21 protein-coding genes and 1 riboswitch are annotated in these 19,606 nt (G+C 60.4%); of the genes, 9 read left to right on the plus strand and 12 right to left on the minus strand.

Translation table 11 applies throughout. The features are described from left to right. Positions 1–9 precede the first annotated feature (9 nt). The 6 genes from AEP_RS03080 to AEP_RS03105 all read right to left on the minus strand — a co-directional run bounded on the left by AEP_RS03080 (position 10) and on the right by AEP_RS03105 (position 6,913). On the minus strand, positions 10–1,098 hold the full coding sequence (locus tag AEP_RS03080) for a FecCD family ABC transporter permease (RefSeq protein WP_087494034.1): 1,089 nt from the start codon (positions 1,096–1,098) through the stop codon (positions 10–12). After that, the gene (locus AEP_RS03085) at positions 1,095–1,958 is read right to left on the minus strand and encodes an ABC transporter substrate-binding protein (protein WP_087497159.1); all 864 of its coding nucleotides are present in this window, start codon (positions 1,956–1,958) and stop codon (positions 1,095–1,097) included. Before AEP_RS03085 ends, AEP_RS03080 begins: the two co-directional genes overlap by 4 nt. A gap of 245 nt (positions 1,959–2,203) precedes the next feature. Next, positions 2,204–2,779, minus strand: coding sequence for a bifunctional adenosylcobinamide kinase/adenosylcobinamide-phosphate guanylyltransferase (cobU, locus tag AEP_RS03090; RefSeq protein ID WP_442873361.1), 576 nt, complete (start codon positions 2,777–2,779; stop codon positions 2,204–2,206). A gap of 5 nt (positions 2,780–2,784) precedes the next feature. Continuing rightward, complete coding sequence (locus AEP_RS03095; protein WP_087494036.1) at positions 2,785–3,636, minus strand: ABC transporter substrate-binding protein; 852 nt, start codon at positions 3,634–3,636, stop codon at positions 2,785–2,787. Further along, entirely contained in the window at positions 3,633–5,066 is a 1,434-nt protein-coding gene (locus AEP_RS03100; protein ID WP_087494037.1) for a cobyrinate a,c-diamide synthase, read from the minus strand. The genes AEP_RS03095 and AEP_RS03100 overlap by 4 nt, the downstream gene beginning before the upstream one ends. Beyond that, the gene (locus AEP_RS03105) at positions 5,066–6,913 is read right to left on the minus strand and encodes a TonB-dependent receptor domain-containing protein (protein WP_087494038.1); all 1,848 of its coding nucleotides are present in this window, start codon (positions 6,911–6,913) and stop codon (positions 5,066–5,068) included. The genes AEP_RS03100 and AEP_RS03105 overlap by 1 nt, the downstream gene beginning before the upstream one ends. A gap of 70 nt (positions 6,914–6,983) precedes the next feature. Further along, positions 6,984–7,221, minus strand: a riboswitch (cobalamin riboswitch). 37 nt (positions 7,222–7,258) lie between these two features. On the opposite strand from AEP_RS03105, the gene AEP_RS03110 reads away from it, so the two are divergent. From AEP_RS03110 to AEP_RS03120, 3 genes are all read left to right on the plus strand, one after another. Then, complete coding sequence (locus AEP_RS03110; RefSeq protein ID WP_087494039.1) at positions 7,259–7,483, plus strand: DUF904 domain-containing protein; 225 nt, start codon at positions 7,259–7,261, stop codon at positions 7,481–7,483. Next, a complete protein-coding gene (locus tag AEP_RS03115; RefSeq protein ID WP_087494040.1) occupies positions 7,480–7,815 on the plus strand; it encodes a cell division protein ZapA in 336 nt (111 codons plus the stop codon). The genes AEP_RS03110 and AEP_RS03115 overlap by 4 nt, the downstream gene beginning before the upstream one ends. 260 nt (positions 7,816–8,075) lie before the next feature. Further along, complete coding sequence (locus AEP_RS03120; RefSeq protein WP_087494041.1) at positions 8,076–8,891, plus strand: sulfite exporter TauE/SafE family protein; 816 nt, start codon at positions 8,076–8,078, stop codon at positions 8,889–8,891. Between the two features lie 12 nt (positions 8,892–8,903). Here AEP_RS03120 and AEP_RS03125 read toward each other — a convergent pair whose 3' ends face one another. From AEP_RS03125 to AEP_RS03140, 4 genes are all read right to left on the minus strand, one after another. Beyond that, positions 8,904–10,205, minus strand: a complete 1,302-nt coding sequence (locus tag AEP_RS03125; protein ID WP_087494042.1) for an HD-GYP domain-containing protein — start codon at positions 10,203–10,205, stop codon at positions 8,904–8,906. A gap of 210 nt (positions 10,206–10,415) precedes the next feature. Continuing rightward, positions 10,416–11,153, minus strand: a complete 738-nt coding sequence (phbB, locus tag AEP_RS03130) for an acetoacetyl-CoA reductase (protein ID WP_087494043.1) — start codon at positions 11,151–11,153, stop codon at positions 10,416–10,418. 89 nt (positions 11,154–11,242) lie between these two features. After that, a complete protein-coding gene (locus tag AEP_RS03135; protein WP_087494044.1) occupies positions 11,243–12,421 on the minus strand; it encodes an acetyl-CoA C-acetyltransferase in 1,179 nt (392 codons plus the stop codon). A 30-nt stretch (positions 12,422–12,451) separates the two neighbouring features. Then, positions 12,452–14,152 (minus strand): PHA/PHB synthase family protein, encoded by a 1,701-nt coding sequence (locus tag AEP_RS03140; RefSeq protein ID WP_087494045.1) that lies wholly within the window; start codon positions 14,150–14,152, stop codon positions 12,452–12,454. A gap of 119 nt (positions 14,153–14,271) precedes the next feature. Here AEP_RS03140 and AEP_RS03145 point away from each other — a divergent pair, with 119 nt between their 5' ends. After that, positions 14,272–14,583: a hypothetical protein gene (locus AEP_RS03145; RefSeq protein ID WP_087494046.1), complete on the plus strand. Its 312-nt coding sequence runs from the start codon at positions 14,272–14,274 to the stop codon at positions 14,581–14,583. Here the strand turns inward: AEP_RS03145 and pgeF are convergent. Further along, the gene (gene pgeF, locus AEP_RS03150) at positions 14,515–15,303 is read right to left on the minus strand and encodes a peptidoglycan editing factor PgeF (protein ID WP_087494047.1); all 789 of its coding nucleotides are present in this window, start codon (positions 15,301–15,303) and stop codon (positions 14,515–14,517) included. The two genes, AEP_RS03145 and pgeF, sit on opposite strands and share 69 nt — an antisense overlap. 1 nt (position 15,304) lies before the next feature. Continuing rightward, positions 15,305–15,973: a maleylacetoacetate isomerase gene (maiA, locus tag AEP_RS03155; RefSeq protein WP_087494048.1), complete on the minus strand. Its 669-nt coding sequence runs from the start codon at positions 15,971–15,973 to the stop codon at positions 15,305–15,307. A 60-nt stretch (positions 15,974–16,033) separates the two neighbouring features. Here maiA and AEP_RS03160 point away from each other — a divergent pair, with 60 nt between their 5' ends. Genes AEP_RS03160 through AEP_RS03180 form a run of 5 tightly spaced genes read left to right on the plus strand, consistent with a single transcriptional unit; the run spans position 16,034 to position 19,584 of the window. Next, positions 16,034–16,336, plus strand: coding sequence for an antibiotic biosynthesis monooxygenase family protein (locus AEP_RS03160; protein ID WP_087494049.1), 303 nt, complete (start codon positions 16,034–16,036; stop codon positions 16,334–16,336). A gap of 14 nt (positions 16,337–16,350) precedes the next feature. Further along, positions 16,351–17,046, plus strand: a complete 696-nt coding sequence (locus AEP_RS03165) for a fumarylacetoacetate hydrolase family protein (protein WP_087494050.1) — start codon at positions 16,351–16,353, stop codon at positions 17,044–17,046. A gap of 3 nt (positions 17,047–17,049) precedes the next feature. Beyond that, positions 17,050–17,595, plus strand: coding sequence for an NUDIX hydrolase (locus AEP_RS03170; protein WP_087494051.1), 546 nt, complete (start codon positions 17,050–17,052; stop codon positions 17,593–17,595). Then, the gene (locus AEP_RS03175; protein ID WP_232459914.1) at positions 17,592–19,025 is read left to right on the plus strand and encodes an exonuclease domain-containing protein; all 1,434 of its coding nucleotides are present in this window, start codon (positions 17,592–17,594) and stop codon (positions 19,023–19,025) included. Before AEP_RS03170 ends, AEP_RS03175 begins: the two co-directional genes overlap by 4 nt. Further along, entirely contained in the window at positions 19,009–19,584 is a 576-nt protein-coding gene (locus tag AEP_RS03180; RefSeq protein ID WP_087494052.1) for a hypothetical protein, read from the plus strand. Before AEP_RS03175 ends, AEP_RS03180 begins: the two co-directional genes overlap by 17 nt. The last annotated feature ends 22 nt before the right edge of the window (positions 19,585–19,606 follow it).

Raw genomic sequence — 19,606 nt, forward strand, 5'->3', positions numbered from 1 at the left:
TTTCAAGCATCATGTGGCACCTCCGCTATGCCGGCCACCCCGGTGCATCAACCACAGAAGGTAGCCACCGCCCAGCACTGCGGTAAGTACGCCCACGGGCAGCTCTTGCGGTGCCAGAAGGCCACGCGCCAGCGTGTCGGCCGCCATGAGCAGAACGCCGCCCACCAAGCTGGAAAGCAACATCAGGTGGGCATGGGTGGTTTTGACCATAGAGCGCACCAGGTGCGGCGCCGCCAGCCCCACAAAAGCGATCAGCCCTGTTTGCGCCACCGCCGTACCGGTGGCCAGCGCCAGCACAGCCACCAAAGCGGCGCGCATGGGCGCGACCGGCAGACCCAGGCTGAGTGCAGTTGCGTCCCCCAGGCTCAGGCCGTCGAGCACCCGTGCCAACAGCCAGGCGGCCAGCACACACACCAGCCACACACCGGCCATGAGGTTGAACGAAGTCCATCCTACAAAGGCAGTAGATCCCAGCATGAAGGCCTGCATGGCCTGCAAAGAATCGGGGGTATAGAGCAATACCAGGTGGGTGGTAGCACCCAGCACCACTCCCACCACCACACCCGCAAGCAACAGGCGCAGGGTGTGGCCCACACCTCGGCTGAGCAACAAGGTCAGCAGCACTGCGGCTACTGCGCCCACAAAAGCCGCTCCGGTCAAGCCGATGCGCACCCACACGCTGCTGGAAAACACGCTGACCGCCACCGCACCATTCATCATGCTGCCGGCGCTGCCGCCACCCAGCATGCCTGCCCCACCGCCTAGGGCCGCCAGAGCCAATGCCACGCCCAGCGAAGCGCCAGAGGCGCTTCCCAACAGATAAGGGTCCGCCAGCGGGTTGCGGAACAAGCCTTGCGCTACCGCACCGGCCAAGCCCAACAGCGCACCAGCCGCCCAAGCGCCCGCGGTGCGCGGCAGCCGGATCTGCCAGACGATCTGCTGTGCCATGGCCGTCTGGCCCGGATCCTGGTCGGGATTCAGCAAGGGCTTCAGCAAGTTCTCAAACCCGGTGCTGCCCACACAGATACCCACAGCCAGCAGCAACAGGGCTGCAAGCACCCCCGCCAGAGCCAGCCAGCGCACCAATGGGGTGTTCACGACTTGCCTCCGTTGACGGGAGACTTGGTCTCCAGGCACTTGGCCATGATGCGCGCGGCCTCGGCCATGCGCGGGCCGGGCCGCACCAACACGTTGGCCTCTTCCGTGGGGAAAATGCACACCCGGTTTTCACGCAACGCGCGTATGGATTGCCAACCGGGCCGCGCCATCAAGGCGCCTGCGCTGCGCTGGCCGATCAAGATCACGTCCGGATTGGCCCGGACAATGAACTCGGGGTTGAGCTTGGGGAACGGGCCCAGCTTGGAAGGGACAATGTTTTTGGCGCCCAGCCGGGTCAGCGTCTCGCCGATGAAGGACGATTCACCCGCCGCATACGGCCCTTCATTCACCTCAAAGTACACCTTGGCGCCGCGCGCTTTGGCTGGCAGGGACTGGGCCGCAGCCGACACGCCCGCATCAATCGCGCGCCAGATGCGCTGGGCGTCTTGCACCTCCAGCAATTGGCCCAGTTTGAGCAATACACGCTGCACATCCGCATGGGTTTTGGGCTCCAAGGCGAACACTTTGATGCCCAAAGACTCCAGTCGCTCGCCTGCGCGGGATGACTTGGCCATGAGCACCACATCGGGTTTGAGGGCGACGATCATCTCGATATTCGGGTCCAGGCCGCCGCCGACCTGGGGCAGCTTTTGCAAGCTGGACGGGTAGGTGGAATAGCGGTCCACCCCCACGATGCGTTGGCAGTGGCCCAACTCGCAGACTGTTTCTGCCAACGAGGGCAGCAGGCTCACGATTCGTTGCGGCGCGGCGGGCAAGGTGATGGTTACTCCGCGGTCGTCGGTGACTTGCAGGGCGTGGGTGGCACCCGCAAAACCAAATACCAGTGCGATCACGACCATCAGGCGAGGCACCCATACGTTTTGCTGCGTGTCCCCCGCCTGCTGCGCAGGCTCCTCCTTGACCTCCGCAAAACGCATGGGAGCCCCGCCTTCCCGCCAGCACCTGAGCAGCCGCGGTGGCCAAGGGCTTTGCGGAGGTAAAGGAGGAGCCCGCAACGCGGGCGGGGGACACGCAGCAAAGCTCTTGGCCACTGCGACTGCGGTCCGCCCACCAAGTCGGCGGGTGATTTGCACAAGCCACGACATCACGCAGCCCCCTTCAAAGACAAAGGCAGCCCCGCCGCCATCAAGGTCACGCGCTCACACACCGTAGCCACGTCCTGGTTCAAGCGACCCAGCGCATCCACAAAAGCACGCACCTCGCGCCCCATGGGGATCACGCCCAGACCGATCTCGTTGCCCACCAAAACCACCGGCCCCTTGGATTCCTGAATTGCTATCAAAAGAGAAGCTGCTCGCGCAGTATCCATGGGCGCGGGAGCCTTGTTTGACTCATTCTCTGCTGGCATCAGCAAGTTGGTGAGCCACAGCGTCAGGCAGTCCACCACCACCAGCGTGCGGGCATCGCTTTGCTGGCGAATGGCTTCGGCCAAGGCAAGCGGTTCTTCCACCGTGCGCATGCCGGGCACGCGCTCGGCGCGGTCAGCCTGGTGGCGGGCAATACGCTGGCGCATTTCTTCATCCCACGGCTGGGCGGTGGCAATCAGCACAGCTTCATGGTCGGGCGAGGCATCCAGCCACTGCCGGGCTAACAGTTCGGCCCGGCGCGATTTGCCACTCTTCTGGCCACCCAGAATCAGCTCAGTGGGGGCGATGGACATCGTACTCATGGCTTGAATGCTCCCGCGAGGTCCGCGTCCATCCACTGCAAAAACAGCGCATGCATCTTGTGCACACCGTCTGTCAAAGCGGCCGGGCCGGGTTGCAGGATGTCGGGCGATTTGATCTCAAACAGCTGCTGGTGGCGTACTGCGTTCACCTCGGCCCAGCCTTCTCGCGTAGCCACGTTCTCCGGGCGAAATTTCTTGCCGCACCAAGAGCCCAGAATGATGTCGGGGTTACGGCGGACGATCTCTGCGCCATAGGCAATGATGCGCTGCTTGCCCATGGGCTCTTGTGCCAACTCGGGAAAGCAATCGTCACCGCCGGCAATGCCCATGAGCTCCGAGACCCAACGGATGGCGCTGATGTGGGGCGTATCCCACTCCTCAAAAAACACCCTGGGACGCCGGGCACCTGCGGCGACCTTGGCCGCCACCGCGGCTTGCATGGCACGCAGATCGGCTTGCATGGCCGCGATGCGCTCTGCCCCCTGCTCCACCTCGCCCACCATGGCGGCGAGCTGGTAGAGCATGGAAAAAACTTCGGCCACGCTGCGCTGGTTGAAGATGGTGACTTGCACGCCGCGCTTGACAAGGTCGGACGCGATATCCGCCTGCAGATCAGAAAAACCCAGCACGCAGTCTGGTTGCAAGTCCATGATCTTGTCGGTCTTGGCGCTCAAGAAAGCGCTGACTTTGGGCTTCTCTTCCCGGGCGCGGCGCGGCCGCACGGTATAGCCCGAGATACCCACAATGCGATGCTCCTGCCCCAGCAGATACAGCCACTCGGTGGTTTCTTCTGTCAGGCAGACAATGCGTTGCGGGCCGCGCTCAAAGTTCAGCAGATCGTGCGTCATGCCTTGACTCCATCAGGCGCTGTCATCAGCTCGACCACGGCAGCCGGGCAGGAAGGAAACCACGCATGGAAGTAACTTGCACGGACCGCACCGTGCTGCCACACCGCCTCGCCGGCATCGGGCAGCGGGTCGTGGTCCGGTTTTGCCGTGCGGGTGGCGGCCTGCAGCGTGGTGCTGGTGGTGGAGTAATGGAAGGTGTGACCACGCAGGGTGCCGCTTTGCAACTGGAGTTGCTGCGGACCCAAGGCCGCCAAACGCTTGTGCATGGTGACCTCACCGGGCAACAAGCCCCACTGTGCATGGCGGGCGCCGTCTGTAGTGACCAAGGTGTCAAACAACGCCATCATGCCGCCGCATTCAGCCCACACCGGCTTGCCCGCAGCGATGTGCGCAGCCAGACTTTCGCGCAAAGAGATGTTGTCGGCAATCGCCTGCGCATGCAACTCCGGGTAGCCACCGGGAATCCACACGGCATCACAGCGCGGCAATGTGCCATCGCCCAATGGCGAGAAAAACACCAGCTCAGCGCCAAGTGCGCGCAGAGTGTCCAGGTTAGCCGCATAGATAAAGCAAAAGGCTGCGTCGCGGGCTACTGCAATGCGTTTGTGCAACAGGGAAGGAGGCTGGGGTGACAGGCTGTTCTGCGTAGGTAAAGGAGGAGCCCACAAAGCGGGCGGGGGACACGGAGCAGAGCGGCCTGTCGCCCCAGCTTCCGGCAGCATGTCAGCAGAGCTGAAGCTCACCGACCACCGCTGCAAATCCTTCAGTGTCATCCTCCCCAACGGCGTCTCAGCCAAAGCATCCGCCGCCGCATCCAGCCTCTCCATTGCATCCGTGACTTCACTGGCCACCGTCAGACCCAAATGGCGCTCCGGAAGCGTCATCGCCGCGTTGCGCATCACCGCGCCCATGAAATGTTCGGGCTCACGCACGCTGCCTTGCAGCATGGCGGCATGGCGCTCGCTGGCCACACGATTCGCCAACACGCCTGCCCAAGGCAGATTCGGACGGTAATGCTGAAGGCCGTAGGCCAATGCCCCGAAAGTACCCGCCATGGCAGATGCATCCACCACCGCCAACACCGGCAGACCGAACTTCTCCGCCAGATCGGCAGCGCTGGGGTCTCCGTCAAACAGACCCATCACCCCTTCCACGAGGATCAGATCGGCCTCCTGTGCTGCGGCGTACAAGCGGGCCCGACAGTCCGCCTCACCCGTCATCCACAAGTCCATCTGGTAGACCGGCGCACCGCTGGCCAGGGTGTGCCAGTAAGGGTCCAGAAAATCCGGCCCGCACTTGAACACCCGGACCTTGCGCCCCTGACGGGTGTGCAAACGCGCCAACGCCGAGGTGATGGTGGTCTTGCCCTGCCCGGAAGCGGGCGCGGCAATCAGAATCGCGGGGCAAGAGGCGTTAGATATTGGAGTCATTATTGAGGCAGATAACGCAGCGTTACGTATGCCGCCCGACCGGGTTGGTTGTAGCCCAGTGCAGTCTGATAGAACTTATCGCCTAAGTTGATGACACGTCCCTCTACTGACCAGTCTTTACGTAGTTTTTTGGATGCGAACACATCTAAAGTGGTGTAACCGCCCAATGAAACGGTGTTGGTGGCATTGTCATAGGCGTCCGACGTAGCAAGTAAGGTGGCACCCAGCGTCCAAGTGTCGATGGCATAGTTCACCGTAGTGCTCAGTTGCAGATCTGGCCGACGTACCAGCTTTTTGTCAGTGAGCTGGTTGCGGGCATCCAAAAAGTCGAGCGCGCTCCGAAAAGACCAAGGCCCCGTCTCCCCTTGTAAGGCCAAGGTCCAGCCGTCGAGCTTGACATAGGGAATATTGCTTACTGTTGGTTGGCGCGTGATGAAGCCTTTGATGCGATTTTCGTAATGCACCAAGCTCAAAAGTTGATCACCGATGGCCAGACTTGCGCCCAATTCGGCGTTCTCGCCGCTTTCAGGTTGGGTAGTCGGATTCCCTTGAAAGTTGGTCGCAACCGGGTCATACCAATACAAAGTATTGAAGCTCGGAACCTTGAAACTGGTGCCATAGGAACCGTGCAAGCGCAGGTCCTGATTAAATTTAAAGCCATATCCCACCAAACCTGTGGAAGCGGTGCCGAACTGCGTGTTGTTGTCTTGCCGAGCGTTGACCTGCCAACTGTGCGCGCCCGATGTCCCCGAAATTCCGACAAACGCGGACTGCGTGGTCCGGTCACTGACGGTATACAGCTGTGTACCGTCAACCAGTTCACGCAGCGCTTCCAGCCCAGCAAACACTTGGCCCCACGGTGTCAAGAGTTCGTTCTGCCAACTCCATTGCTGCTGCTGTGTATTGAATCGGCTCGTGGACGTGCTGGTAAGACTCGCAGCCCGGTCTGCACTAGTGCTCAACTCCAGTCGGGACTTCCACGCAGGAAATATCTGCCCTTCCAAGCCCAGCTTACGAATTGCGCTAGTGGACTCGCCTCGAACGTCAAAAGGATTGCGACCTCCGTCGTAATGGTTCACTGCATCGGTTTGCAATACTTTGGCGTCCAAGGACCATCTCTCTGTGAACTGCCAATTTAGGGCCGCTTGCACAGCGTTCTGAGCGTAACCATCACGATCGGCATTGAATCCAGAAGTGGCGGTCGAACCCAGTCGCGGATTAGTGGCCGAAAAACCACCCTCGTTCTGAGTCTGTACACCCAGCGAGTAAGTCAGGTTTTTCGCTCCAGCAGTAAAGCCTGTTGACACCTCATTGCGATCCCACTCTCCTGCGGTCAAGCTGGCGTAGGGATGAAAGCCTTCCTTCCCTTTACGGGTGAATATTTGTACAACTCCTCCCACCGCATCACTTCCGTACAGCGCAGAGCTGGGCCCTTTGAAGACCTCAATCCGCTCGATCATTTCCAAAGGAATCGCGTCGAAGTTAGGCGAGCCGGTAGTGGAGGAACCGTACCGCACGCCGTCCACCAACAGTAAAACGTGGCGGCCTTCTGTCCCGCGGATATAGACGTTAGAAGACTTTCCCAAACCGCCATTGGATGACATTTGGACGCCTGCCATTCGGGCCAGCACCTCTGCGACCGATCTGCCAGAGTTGTTGCGCAACGCTTCGCTATCGATCACCGTTAAATCCGCTATGACCTCGTCCACACGCACCTCTGTGCGAGTTGCGGTGATCACCACTTCTGGAAGCTGACGCACCCCTTCCTCCTGAGCCCAGGTTAACGACGACACAGACAGAACTAACCCCAGAGCCACGATTGGCGCCTTGGAATAAACAAAAGACATGAAAAAAACCCGACTAGAAACTCTCCCCGGCTTCCCCGCCAGGGCATGAGCGTTAAGGAGTTGCGCCTGGCGCAGCTCCACCTTGTTGGCCGGTATCCGGGCTGGTGGAAACAACCTTCATCGTCTTCCCAAGCGCGTGTTCAAAACGCTCAGTGACTGTGATGAAAGCGGTGTCGAAGTGACACGTCCACTTACCGTTGCGGGGGCAGCGCAGGTTAGGGACCGCCGCGTGCGGCAGACCCCTCCTGCTTCCCGTTGAACTGCGGCATGCGAACCACACCGCGAGCACCAACAGGGCGCATTTTACGCAGCTAATGCTTGCGCCACGCCTACAATGAATGCCTTATGTCGAATCAGACTCCCATCGACCAAATCGCTGAGCGTGTGGAACGCCTGCTGCTTCGCTATGAAGAATTGCAGCGTACCAACGCCCTGCTCACCAGCCAGGTGGAAACACTCACCCACGAGCGTGATGCGCTGAAGTCCCGTCTGGGTGCAGCACGCGCCCGTGTGGATGCTCTGCTGGAACGCATCCCTGACAACTTGGCGACCCACAAAGACCCGACATGAAACAGCTGGAAGTTCAAATCATGGGGCAAAGCTACCTGCTGGGTTGCCCCGACGGTGGCGATGCACGCTTGCTGGAAGCTGTGGAGCGTGTGGACACTGCCATGTGCAAAATCCGCGATGCCGGCAAGGTGCGTGCCCGTGACCGCATTGCCGTGCTGGCAGCCCTCAATCTCGCTTTCGACCTGGCCGACAAAGCTCCCGCCATCGAAACAGCACCCGTGTCGGCCCCTGCCGCCACCACAGCACCTATCGAAGGCGATGGTGCCCTATTGCTTAACTCCCTGCTGGAGCGACTGGACGCAGCACTGGGCGACGACGGGCGCCTGTTGTAGGGCAACGAAATAAGCCCCCCCCCGGCGCAAGTTGAGGGTTGCGACCTACAATACAGACGTCTGCGAATCCGCCGGGCTTTATATTTCCTTGAACCAATGCTCATTGAGCCAGGGCTTGGAATATTGCTCGACTAGCGTGATCATCTCGCGTCAGATGAACCCAAAGTTGACGCTGACCTCGCCCACCTGAACCCCGGTTCAGGATGCCGGTCCGGTGGATCTTCGCAGGCACCTCATTCCAACCTTCAGGCGCCCCCTCCATGCCGTTTGAACCCCTCCTGATTCTCGAACTGGCAGCACTGGGGTTAGCCACCGGTTTTGTCGCCGGCCTGTTGGGCATTGGCGGCGGCATGTTGATCGGCCCATTTCTCACCTGGATATTGACCTCCCGCGGGGTGCCGGCAGACATTGCCGTAAAGATGGCGATTGCGACGTCCATGGCGACCATCATGTTCACCAGCATTTCGAGCGTACGCGCCCACCATCAACGGGGAGCCGTGCGGTGGGACGTGGTGAAACGTCTGGCCCCCGGCATTGTGTTGGGTGGTGCACTGGCAAGCCTTGGCGTGTTCGCACTACTCAAAGGGACCACGCTGGCATTGCTGTTCGCCTTGTTCATCGGCTACTCGGCCACGCAAATGTTTCTGGACAAGAAACCCAAACCGAACCGCCAGATGCCCGGCACTGCAGGCCAGTGGGCGGCGGGCAGCGTCATTGGCTTCTTGTCCGGACTGGTGGGAGCTGGTGGTGGCTTTGTGAGCGTGCCCTTCATGATGGCGCACAACATCCCCATCATTAATGCGGTGGCGACCAGTGCGGCTCTGGGATTCCCAATTGCGCTGGCTAACACCAGCGGCTATGTACTCGCTGGCCTGGCACTACCAGGCTTGCCCGCCTGGTCATTGGGCTATGTCTGGCTGCCGGGCTTGGCAGTGATTGCCGCGTGCAGCGTATGGACTGCACCGTTGGGGGCACGTACCGCGCACAAGCTGCCGGTAGCCAAACTCAAGCGGGTATTCGCCTGCGTGTTGTACCTGCTGGCGGCCTACATGCTTTGGAAAGGCATGAGCGCCTGAACGGCGCCCGTCTCACACCGCTGCAGGTGGTTTTTCGGGCTCTACCGCTTGATCGAAAAAGTAGGCAATGCGCTGCCGGGGAGCCAGATAATCCAGCGCTGCCGGTGGCAGATTACCGGGCTTCAAGCTACGACGTATGCCCAGCTGCGGGGCTTTTTCCAGATCCAGGATCAGGGCCTCGTGCTTGGGCACTCCGGGCTCATGCAACACCACACGTGGCTTGAGCGGGCGGGACGAATTCACGGACACCACGATGCCGTACCGGTCGTCAATCAATTGCACCACCGAGCCCGGGGGATACACACCCATCATCCGGATGAAGGCGCTCAAAGCCGCTGAATCGAAGCGAGATTTGAACTGCGCGAAAATCAGTGACAAGGCTTCATGCGGCGTCAAGGCAGCACCCGGGCGGCTGGGGTTGCACAGGTTGTCATAGCGGTTTACCAGCGCAAGAATGCGCCCTGCAGTTCCCATGGCGTCGCCGCGCAAGCGAGACGGGAACCCGCTTCCATCCACCATTTCGTGGTGATGCAGCATGGCCAGCAGCGCCGGCGGGTTCAACTCCATCGCCCGGCCTATCGTGATGCCCTGGGCCACATGCTCCTGGTACAGACGGTACTCGGCGCTGGAAAAGTTGTCCTCCAGCCACCGCACACGGTCAGGCAACTTGACCTTGCCGATGTCATGCAGATAGGCCGCCATGCCCAGATCCATCAGCTCGCCACGCGAGAGGCCCATGGCCTTGCCCAGCAACAAGGCGATGATGGTTACGTTGACCGAATGCATGGATGACTTGTCACCCGCCGTCTCGGAAAGCAGGCGGATGGAAGCCTCGCCCTTGTCCAGCATGTCATTGACGTAGGTCGTCACCATCTCCATACAGGGGGCGGCGGCCTCCTTGGGGTTGGACTGCACCATGTCCAAGGTCTTGCGGTAAAGCCGAACTGATTCTGCAAATCGCCGCTCACACACGACCAGACTGCGCTCTTGCGCTGCCAGCATGGCGGCACGCAGTTGACGCTGCTCCCGCTCACGGGCAGCGGCCTCCTGGCGTGCCAACTCTGCGGAGGCGGCCTCACTAAGTGCGCCGGACGTTACGCCCTGCTCTACAACCGCTGGCAGCACATCACTCTTGGAGGGCACGTAGCGGACTTGGGGTTTTCCCAGCCCGCGAATCACATCAATCTGTTTCTGGGAACTGATTTTGAAACTGCCGGTGGGAAATGGATGCGCCATCCAACCTACATCCAGCTCGATGTAATGCCCCACGCGCAACAGCGCGACATCAATCCACACAGACTCTTCAGATTTCATAAGCTCGTTGTTCGCTTGCGCAGCGTTCTTTTCTCGGTATTCGACATCAACACGTCAAACTTCAGCGCAAGTCCCTTCATTCCCGAATGAGCATACCCCAGCGCATGGGGCTCCTCAGGCGGATAGGAGACATTTCTGCAATTCCGCCACACGCAGCGACATAAAAAAAGCCCGCTAAAAGCGGGCTTTTTACGGAGCTTGCAGCCGGGTTTAACCCATGTGCAATCCGCCGTTCACCGAGAAGTCAGCGCCAGTGGCGTAACCCCCCTCTTCCGACGCCAGCCATGCAATGATGGATGCGATTTCAGAGGGCTCGCCCAAGCGCTTGACGGGCACGGTCGCCACGATCTTGGCCAGCACGTCTTCACGGATGGCCTTGACCATGTCGGTACCGATGTAGCCGGGGCTCACGGTGTTGACTGTCACACCCTTGGTGGCCAGTTCCTGGGCCAAAGCCATGGAGAAGCCATGCATACCGGCCTTGGCAGCCGAGTAGTTGGTCTGGCCGGCCTGGCCTTTTTCACCGTTCACGCTGGAAATATTGATGATGCGGCCCCAGCCCTTTTCGACCATGTCAGGCACCACTTGCTTGGTGACGTTGAACATGGAGTCCAGGTTGGTGCTCATCACCGCTTGCCAGTCTTCGCGGCTCATCTTCAGGAACATACGGTCACGGGTGATACCGGCGTTGTTCACCAGCACGTCGATGCTGCCGTGCTCAGCCTTGGTCTTGCTGAAAGCTTCGACGGTGGAATCCCAATCACCCACGTTGCCCACAGAGGCGTAGAAGGTATAGCCCAGTTCCTTTTGCTCGGCCAGCCACTTGGCATGGTCGCGCGTAGGGCCGCAACCGGCAATGACTTTGAAGCCTTCCTTGTGCAGGCGTTGGCAGATGGCGGTTCCGATGCCACCCATGCCGCCGGTGACGTACGCTACTTTTTGACTCATTTTGTTTCCTCTTTTTAAATCACATTGCTATCAATTCAGTAGCTGCCAGCGCAAATTATTTGGGCGCCAGCAGCCCAAAACACCTCAAATCAACGCTCGACCGCCAGGGCCACGCCCATGCCGCCGCCGATACACAGGGACGCAACCCCTTTCTTGGCGCCGCTGCGCTGCATTTCGTGCAGCAGGGTTACCAGGATACGGGCGCCAGACGCGCCGATGGGGTGGCCGATGGCGATGGCGCCACCGTTGACGTTGACCTTGGCAGGATCTATGTCCAGCAACTTGTTCACGGCACATGCTTGTGCGGCGAAGGCTTCATTCAGCTCAAACAAATCGACGTCGGATGCCTTCCAGCCTGCTCGTGCCAGCGCGCGCTGGGTGGCAGACACCGGGCCCAGGCCCATGAGGGCGGGGTCCAAGCCAGTGGTGCCGAAACTGGCAATGCGTGCCAATGGCGTCAAGCCCAGGGCTGCAGCCTTCTTGGCGGTCATGACCACCACACCGGCAGCGCCATCGTTGATGCCGGAAGCGTTACCGGCGGTCACGCTGCCAGCCTTGTCAAAGGCGGGGCGCAGGCCGGCCAGGGCTTCGGCGTTGGTCTTCTTGTTGATGAACTCGTCAGCGTCAAACACCACGGGGTCACCCTTGCGCTGGGGGATGACCACCGGCACGATTTCGGCTTTGAATTTGCCGGCCTCTTGCGCAGCAGCTGCTTTTTGCTGGCTGCCCAGCGCTAGCGCATCCTGCTGCTCACGGGTAATGCCCTGCGCCTTGGCCACGTTTTCAGCAGTGATGCCCATGTGGTACTGGTTGTACACATCCCACAGGCCGTCGGTGATCATGGTATCTGCCATCTTCCACTCGCCCATGCGCTGGCCGTCACGGCTACCCAGCAACACGTGGGGAGATGCGCTCATGTTTTCCTGACCGCCAGCAATCACGATGTCGCTGTCGCCCCAGGCCACTGCCTGTGCGGCCAGCATCACGGCCTTCAGGCCGGAGCCGCAGACGGCATTGATGGTCAATGCGGGGGTTTCCTTGGCCAAGCCGGCCTTCATCACCGCCTGACGTGCCGGGTTCTGGCCTGCGCCAGCGGCCAGCACCTGACCCAGGATGACTTCGCCCACAGCGTCTACAGGCAGCCCGCTGCGCTCGAGCAGGCTTTTAATCACAATGCTTCCCAGCTCGGTTGCGGGGGTTTTGGCCAAAGAGCCACCGAATTTTCCAACTGCAGTACGGGCCGCAGCAACGATCACGATATCTTCCATCAGGTGTCTCCTTCTTAGTGAATCAAAAACTCAGGCTTTCGCCTGTACATAGCGCCCTGGAGCCGCCTCTATGACTTTGTACTTGCCCTTGCCATAGATCTTGGGTGCAGCAATTTGCTTGCCAGCGTGGCCCTTGAGCCACTGGGACCAGTCGGTCCACCAGCTGCCGGGATGTTCGACAGCACCCTCCAACCACTGTGCGTGCGTTTTCGGCAACTTGCCATCAGCACGGATCCAGTGACTGCGTTTGTTTTTCGATGGCGGGTTGATAACCCCCGCAATATGGCCCGAAGCGCCCTGCACAAAGCGCTTCTTGCCGGGCAACAGCTGGGTAGACGCATAGGCACCGCCAATGGGCACGATGTGGTCTTCCCGCGAGCCGTAGATGTAGACCGGAATGTCCAGCGCGCTCAAGTCCAGCCTCTCGCCACACACGGTGAGCTTGCCGGGCTTCTTGAGGTTGTTTTCCAGGTAGGTGTTGCGCAAGTACCAGGCGTAATACGGGCCGGGCAAATTGGTGCTGTCGCTGTTCCAGTACAAGAGGTCAAACGGCGGCGGGGTTTCACCCTTGAGGTAGTTGCCCACCACGTAGTTCCAGACCAGGTCGTTCGGGCGCAAGAAACTAAAGGTACTGGCCAAATCCTGACCCTTCATCAAACCGCCCTTACCCAACTCGGCCTCGCGGTACTTGACCATGCCTTCGTCGATGAACACGTCCAGGATGCCGGTGTCCGAAAAGTCGAGGAAGGTGGTGAGGAAAGTGGCGCTGTCTACCGGCTTCTCGCCACGGGCCGCCAAAACACCCAGCGCTGTGCCCAGCATGGTGCCGCCCACGCAAAAGCCCAGCGCGTTGATGGTGGGCGATCCACTGATCTCTTGGGTGACGCCGATGGCCTTGATCACGGCGCCTTCGATGTAATCGTCCCAAGTTTTGTGTGCGAGCGACTGGTCAGGGTTGCGCCAGCTCACCACGAAAGTGCGGTGGCCCTGCTCTACCGCGTAGCGAATCAGAGAATTGTCCGGCTGCAGATCCAGGATGTAGAACTTATTGATGCACGGTGGCACCAGCAGAAAGGGCTTCTCGTAGACCTTGGCGGTCAACGGTTTGTATTCAATGAGTTGAAACAACTCGTTCTCAAACACCACGGCGCCTTCGGTGGTGGCCACGTTCTTGCCAACCTCGAACAGGCTCTCGTCCGTCATGGACACATGGCCTTGCTGCAAATCGTGCACCAGATTTTTCACACCCAAGGCGATGCTCTCGCCTTTGGTTTCAATGGCTTTTTTCTGGGCTTCGGCGTTCAGGGCCAAAAAGTTGCTGGGGGAAGCAGCCGCCATCCACTGCTCGACCGCAAAGCGGATGCGGTTTTTGGTTTTGGCATCGGTTTCCACTGCTTCGGCCAAACCCATCATGGTGCGGGCATTCAACAGGTAGGCGGCTGCGGCGTAAGCGGCTACAGGGTTGTCATGCCAGGCAGGGGCAGCAAAACGGCGGTCCGGCAAGGCGGGCGACTGCGTCATGCCCTGGGTAAACAGTTTCAGAGCCTCTTCGGTGTACGACTTCTGCAGCGCCTCCAAGCGCTCCGGTGCGAACCGGATTTCAGGGAGCGCCTCGGGCATGGCAGGAAATCCTGCGCCTGCCGCACTGGCATCCAGCCCTTTGAAGGATTCCAGCGCCTTGGAAAAGCTTTGGGTGAAAGCCTGTTGAAACTGCTCGGCCGCTTGGGCCATAAAGTCAGAAGAGGGTTGCGTCACGCCATCACCTTGAAATTTAGTGGGTCTAGTCTAACTGCCAAGTATGGCAGGCTTAAGCTGCGATATCCTGACAGGACTACCTCTCCGAAACCCTGATGTACATCATTCCCATCGCCTGGATCTACGTTGCCCTGATGATGAGCGTGGCCGAGGCCACCAACACCACAGGCTCGGTGCTGGGCGCCATCTTCACTTTTTTGCTGTACGGCGTGCTGCCGGTAGCTCTGATGATGTATTTCATGGGCACCCCGGGCCGCAAACGGGCTTTGAGGGCTCAAGAAATGGCCGAGCGCCAAGCCGCAATTGACGCGCATCAAGCGGCGGCACAGGCGACAGCTTCACTCCAGCCAGATGCAGGCGGCCAGCCGCCCGCTGACGCGGTCCCGCCGGTGGCTGAAAAACCGTAAGGGGTTGCTGACGGTGCACCACGCCGCGCTGCCGTCATTTCCCCAGATGCTGTTGACGCCCGCAAGGTGCAAGCGCTGACGCGCGAGCGCCGGCAAATCCGCCAGCCATTTGCCGGTAGACAAGGGGGCAAAGCAGGCTGCAGCAGCCGGCAAAGCCTCAACGAATGCGGCGCGCACTTCGTGGCCCACCTCAAACGCTCGCGGCCCTATGCACGGGCCTAGCCACGCTATGATTTCAGGAGCTGCTCGCGCACTATCCACGGTCGCTGGAGCACCAAAACACTTCAAAGTCTCCTCCAGCACGCCCTGCCCGCCAATACCCGCCAAACCACGCCAGCCCGCGTGTGCAGCCGCCACCCGGCTGCCATCCGCTGCCGCGAACAGCACAGGCAGGCAGTCTGCGACCATGATGGTGCAGACCGTACCCGCCTGTGTGGCGTAGCAGGCATCGGCTTCAGTCCCGTCTGGCGTACTGGCCTCCACGTGCAAGCAGGTGTTGCCGTGCACCTGATCCAAAAACACAGGTCTACCGCCTACGGCCTGGGCCAAGCGTTGCCGGTTGACCTCTACTGCGGCCCCATCGTCAGCCACATGCAGGCCCAGATTCAGGCTGTCATACGGGGCACTGGAAACTCCCCCTTGGCGAGTGGTACACAAGGCCCGAACCCGCGGCGGGGCCGGCCAGGCTGGGATGATCCAACCCTCGCGCGTTGCAGCCATATCAAGACTTTCCATCCGGACAGGCGTCGGGACTTGCGCTTTGGAAGGCCTCTAAAGCCATGCACGCATCAAACGCAGCCATGGTGCGGGGCAATCCGTCCAAGGACACCGCAAATCGTTTGGCATTGAAGATCAGCGGCACCAGGCAACAGTCGGCCAATGTGGGTGACTCTCCAAAACAAAAGGTATAAGGCGCAGGCAAGCCGCGTTTCTGCTGCCAAGTGTCCAAGGCTGACAACTGTTGCTCAAACGCCTCCAGTCCGCTGCGGGTCCAGTGGTGGTACCACTGGTCTTTGGCAGCCTCGTCCAACAGCATGGGGCCTTTGAGGTATTTCAATACCCGCAAGTTATTGAGTGGATGGATTTCACACGCAATGGATTGGGCCAAGGCCCTCACTTTGGCGCGGGCCAGAGCCTCCGCAGGCAGCAATGGGCGCTCAGGGTGGACTTCATCCAGATACTCCATGATGGCCATGGACTGCGTCAGCACCTCGCCAGCATCCTCCAATGCGGGCACCAAGCCATCCGGATGCAGCTCTCGGTACCCGGGCTGCAATTGCTCGCCGCGCACCAAGTGTACTGCAGCGTAGTCATAGGGAAGGCCCTTGAGGGCCAGGGCAATGCGCACCCTGAAGGCGGCCGACGATCGAAAGTAGCTGAACAACTTCATGCCACCGAGGATAAACCGATGCCGTTACCATTCCATCATTCACCCTGATTTGGAGTCATCATGATTCTTGAGCTTGCCGACATCCGCATCCATCCCGGCCAGAACGCCGCCTTTGATGAAGCCATCGCGCGCGGCTTGCGTGACGTGATCTCCAAAGCCAAAGGCTGCCGAGGATTCAAGGTCAACAAAGGCATTGAGAGCCCCGAACGCTACATCCTGCAAATTTTCTGGGACACCCTGGAGGACCACACGGTCGGCTTCCGGGAAGGCGAACTTTTCCCCCAGTGGCGTGCCATCGTCGGCCCCTTCTTTGCTCAACCACCCGTGGTGGAGCACTTTGACTTGGTGGTGAAGTCGGTTTAAGGCGGGAGATGCCCATGAGCTTTGTATTCAACCCGCCAGCCGTCGCCAGCGTGGCTGTGGCCGGCCAGCCAGCGCGGTTTCCCGTGCATCGCATTTACTGCGTAGGCCGTAACTACGAAGACCACGCCAAAGAAATGGGCCACACAGGTCGTGAGCCCCCATTCTTTTTTATGAAGCCAGCAGATGCCGTGCTGGCCGCAGAAGCGGGCCAGACGGTCGACATGCCCTACCCCACGCTCACTGCCAATCTGCACCATGAGGTGGAACTGGTGGTAGCCATAGGCACAGGAGGCAGCAACATCGCGGCAGCTGATGCGCACCGCCACATCTACGGCTACGCCGTGGGCCTGGACATGACGCGCCGCGACCTGCAAAACGACATGAAAAAGCAAGGCCGACCCTGGTGCATTGGCAAAGGCTTTGAACACTCTGCGCCCATTGGCCCCATCACCCCGGCGGCCCTGGTGCCGAGTGTTGAGGCGGCCACGATTGCATTGCAAATCAATGGCGCAGACCGCCAGCGCAGCACCGTTGCCAAGCTCATCTGGAATATTGCCGAAACCATTGAGCAACTGTCTGCCGCGTGGACACTGCAACCCGGCGACCTGATTTACACGGGCACCCCCGAAGGCGTGAGCGCCGTGGTACGTGGCGATGTGCTGCATGCCACTGTGGACGGACTGGAATCCCTCACCGTGCGTATAGTCTGACCCATGCAACGCGCCCCCATCAAACACTGCAAGGAATGCGGCACTGCCGTCGAGTACCGCGTACCGGACGACGGGGATACCAAGCCGCGCGCCGTCTGCCCTGCTTGCCACACCATTCACTACGAAAACCCGCTGAATGTGGTCGGCACCGTGCCGCATTGGGGCGACAAGATTTTGCTGTGCAAGCGCAACATCGAGCCACGCTTCGGCAAATGGACCTTGCCCGCAGGCTTCATGGAGCTGAACGAGACTACAGCCGAGGGCGCAGCCCGCGAAACCGACGAGGAAGCCGGCGCCCAATTTGAGCTGGAGGGCCTGTTCAGCCTGCTCAATGTGGCCCGTGTAGGACAAGTCCACATGTTCTACCGCGCCCGGCTCACAAGCGACCAGTTCAACCCCGGTACCGAGACCATCGAGGCGCGCCTCTTCAGCGAGGAAGAAATCCCCTGGGACGAGATTGCGTTTCGCACCGTCAAGGAAACTTTGGAACACTACTTCGCCGACCGCCGCTCCGGGCATTACGGCATCCATACCATCGACATCGCGTGAGCACCGCCATGCTGCCCAGCTACGTGGTGCTGGATTTGGAGACCACGGGTGGCAACGCAACCCAAGACCGGATTACCGAGATCGCTGCGGTACGCATTGATAACGGAGTCGAGACCGCACGCTGGTCTACCCTGGTGAACCCGGGCGTGCGCATTCCGCCCTTTATCCAGAGCCTGACTGGCATTACCGACGCCATGGTGGAAGAGGCGCCCACCTTCGCCCAGGTCTCCAAGCAACTGCTGGAGTTGCTGGAAGGCGCCGTGTTAGTGGCCCATAACGTGCGTTTTGACCACGGCTTCGTCGCCAACGAACTGGCGCGATTGGATGTCACGCTCAAGGTCAAAACGCTGTGCACCGTGCGCCTTTCGCGCCGGCTGTACCCCCAGCACAAAGGCCATGGGTTGGACGCCATTCTGCAGCGCCACGGTCTGCACACGCAGGCCCGGCATCGGGCCATGGGCGATGTGGACGTCGTACTGGCATGGCTGGATGTGGCGGCACGCGAGCTGGGTGCCGAAGCCTTGCAACGTGAAGCGCAAGGCCTGCTGCAAGGCAGCGCCGCCCTGCCCCCGCAACTGGAAACACCTGTCTCCGATATTCCGGATACACCGGGTGTCTATTTGTTTTACGGCGAAGGCAGCATCCCGCTCTATGTGGGCAAAAGCGTAACCCTGCGGACCCGTGTGATGTCGCACTTTCAGGCATCCACCAAAGTGGCGCGCGAGATGCGTATCCTGCAAGAAATCCGCCGTATCGAATGGCGCGAAACGGCAGGCGAGCTTGGCGCCTTGCTGCTGGAGTCCCGCCTGGTCAAAGAACTTCAACCCATTCATAACCGACTACTGCGGCGTGAAAAGCAACTCACCTCCTGGAAGCTTCACGATGACCCGGCCGCACGCCCCTTGCTGCAATTAGTCCGGCTGGACGAGGTGAACGCGGCTGACATGGGACAACTCTACGGCGCCTATCGCTCTAAGCGCCAAGCCTTGGACGCCCTGCGCACGTTGTGCGAGACGCACCAGCTCTGCCCCAACGCACTCGGACTGGAATCCGGCAAAGGCGCATGCTTTGCCAGTCAAATCGGGCGCTGCAAGGGCGTGTGCTCGGGCCGCGAAGTACCGGCCTTGCACCGGGTTCGCTTGCAAATGGCACTCGCTGAGCATCGCCTGCAAGCCTGGCCCCACCCCGGCCGCATGGGTATTCGGGAGCACAACCCGCTGACCGGTAGAACCGACATCCATGTGTTTGATCAGTGGTGCCACGTCGCAACCGTACATGATGATGACGCGCTACAAGACGCCATCTCTGCCCGCCAGCCCTTGGCGTTTGATCTGGATACCTATCGCCTGTTGCTCAAGCGGCTGACAGGCGCGGGCCTGCGTTCGCGCGAAGTGCTGCACCTAGGACCCACGCATGCCAACGCCGAATAAGCCACTGCGTGTGCAGTTAGCAGGTGCCTTGCTGGACTTGGTCGTGCAAGTGCCAGAGAGTGGCGAGACTGCCCGGGCAGATACCGCCGCTCGCGCCCACGCTATTGCCCGCAAGGCAGCCAAGCAGGCCAGCATGATGGCGGCTACGCTGTCCCTGCCGCCGGGCTGGATGGGTTGGCTGACCGTATTGCCTGAGATGGTGGGAGTCTGGAAGATTCAGGCGCAGATGGTGGCGGACATTGCCGCGCTGCATGGCCGGCGCAGCAGCCTGGGCAAGGAGCAAATGCTGTACTGCTTGTTCAAACATGTTTCAGCACAGCTGTTCCGCGACTTCGCCGTGCGCGCCGGCGAACGAGTGGTGGTGCGCTCCAGCACCATGAAGGCCTTGGAGGCCCTCGCACTGCAAATCAGCGGCAAGCTGCTGGGCTCCGCGCTTAAAAAAGGCGCCTCTCGCTGGATTCCCCTGGCCGGTGCGGTGGGGGTCGGTGCCTATGCGTACTACGACACGCTTCAGGTCGCCAAGAACGCCCATCAGCTCTTTGCGGCTGATCCACAATAGGTCCCTTTTTCGATTTCTGTTG

The organism is Curvibacter sp. AEP1-3 (assembly GCF_002163715.1).
Taxonomy (GTDB): domain Bacteria; phylum Pseudomonadota; class Gammaproteobacteria; order Burkholderiales; family Burkholderiaceae_C; genus Allorhodoferax.

Excerpts from the sequence above, each read along its gene's own strand:
- AEP_RS03165 (WP_087494050.1), top strand. The coding sequence starts at position 16,351 with ATGAGCTTTGTATTCAACCCGCCAGCCGTCGCCAGCGTGGCTGTGGCC.
- AEP_RS03180 (WP_087494052.1), top strand. The coding sequence starts at position 19,009 with ATGCCAACGCCGAATAAGCCACTGCGTGTGCAGTTAGCAGGTGCCTTG.
- AEP_RS03125 (WP_087494042.1), bottom strand. The coding sequence starts at position 10,205 with ATGAAATCTGAAGAGTCTGTGTGGATTGATGTCGCGCTGTTGCGCGTG.
- AEP_RS03105 (WP_087494038.1), bottom strand. The coding sequence starts at position 6,913 with ATGTCTTTTGTTTATTCCAAGGCGCCAATCGTGGCTCTGGGGTTAGTT.
- AEP_RS03100 (WP_087494037.1), bottom strand. The coding sequence starts at position 5,066 with ATGACTCCAATATCTAACGCCTCTTGCCCCGCGATTCTGATTGCCGCG.
- AEP_RS03115 (WP_087494040.1), top strand. The coding sequence starts at position 7,480 with ATGAAACAGCTGGAAGTTCAAATCATGGGGCAAAGCTACCTGCTGGGT.
- AEP_RS03170 (WP_087494051.1), top strand. The coding sequence starts at position 17,050 with ATGCAACGCGCCCCCATCAAACACTGCAAGGAATGCGGCACTGCCGTC.
- AEP_RS03135 (WP_087494044.1), bottom strand. The coding sequence starts at position 12,421 with ATGGAAGATATCGTGATCGTTGCTGCGGCCCGTACTGCAGTTGGAAAA.
- AEP_RS03145 (WP_087494046.1), top strand. The coding sequence starts at position 14,272 with ATGTACATCATTCCCATCGCCTGGATCTACGTTGCCCTGATGATGAGC.
- AEP_RS03140 (WP_087494045.1), bottom strand. The coding sequence starts at position 14,152 with ATGGCCCAAGCGGCCGAGCAGTTTCAACAGGCTTTCACCCAAAGCTTT.
- AEP_RS03160 (WP_087494049.1), top strand. The coding sequence starts at position 16,034 with ATGATTCTTGAGCTTGCCGACATCCGCATCCATCCCGGCCAGAACGCC.
- pgeF (WP_087494047.1), bottom strand. The coding sequence starts at position 15,303 with ATGGCTGCAACGCGCGAGGGTTGGATCATCCCAGCCTGGCCGGCCCCG.
- AEP_RS03095 (WP_087494036.1), bottom strand. The coding sequence starts at position 3,636 with ATGACGCACGATCTGCTGAACTTTGAGCGCGGCCCGCAACGCATTGTC.
- cobU (WP_442873361.1), bottom strand. The coding sequence starts at position 2,779 with ATGTCCATCGCCCCCACTGAGCTGATTCTGGGTGGCCAGAAGAGTGGC.
- AEP_RS03110 (WP_087494039.1), top strand. The coding sequence starts at position 7,259 with ATGTCGAATCAGACTCCCATCGACCAAATCGCTGAGCGTGTGGAACGC.
- AEP_RS03120 (WP_087494041.1), top strand. The coding sequence starts at position 8,076 with ATGCCGTTTGAACCCCTCCTGATTCTCGAACTGGCAGCACTGGGGTTA.
- maiA (WP_087494048.1), bottom strand. The coding sequence starts at position 15,973 with ATGAAGTTGTTCAGCTACTTTCGATCGTCGGCCGCCTTCAGGGTGCGC.
- AEP_RS03085 (WP_087497159.1), bottom strand. The coding sequence starts at position 1,958 with ATGGTCGTGATCGCACTGGTATTTGGTTTTGCGGGTGCCACCCACGCC.
- phbB (WP_087494043.1), bottom strand. The coding sequence starts at position 11,153 with ATGAGTCAAAAAGTAGCGTACGTCACCGGCGGCATGGGTGGCATCGGA.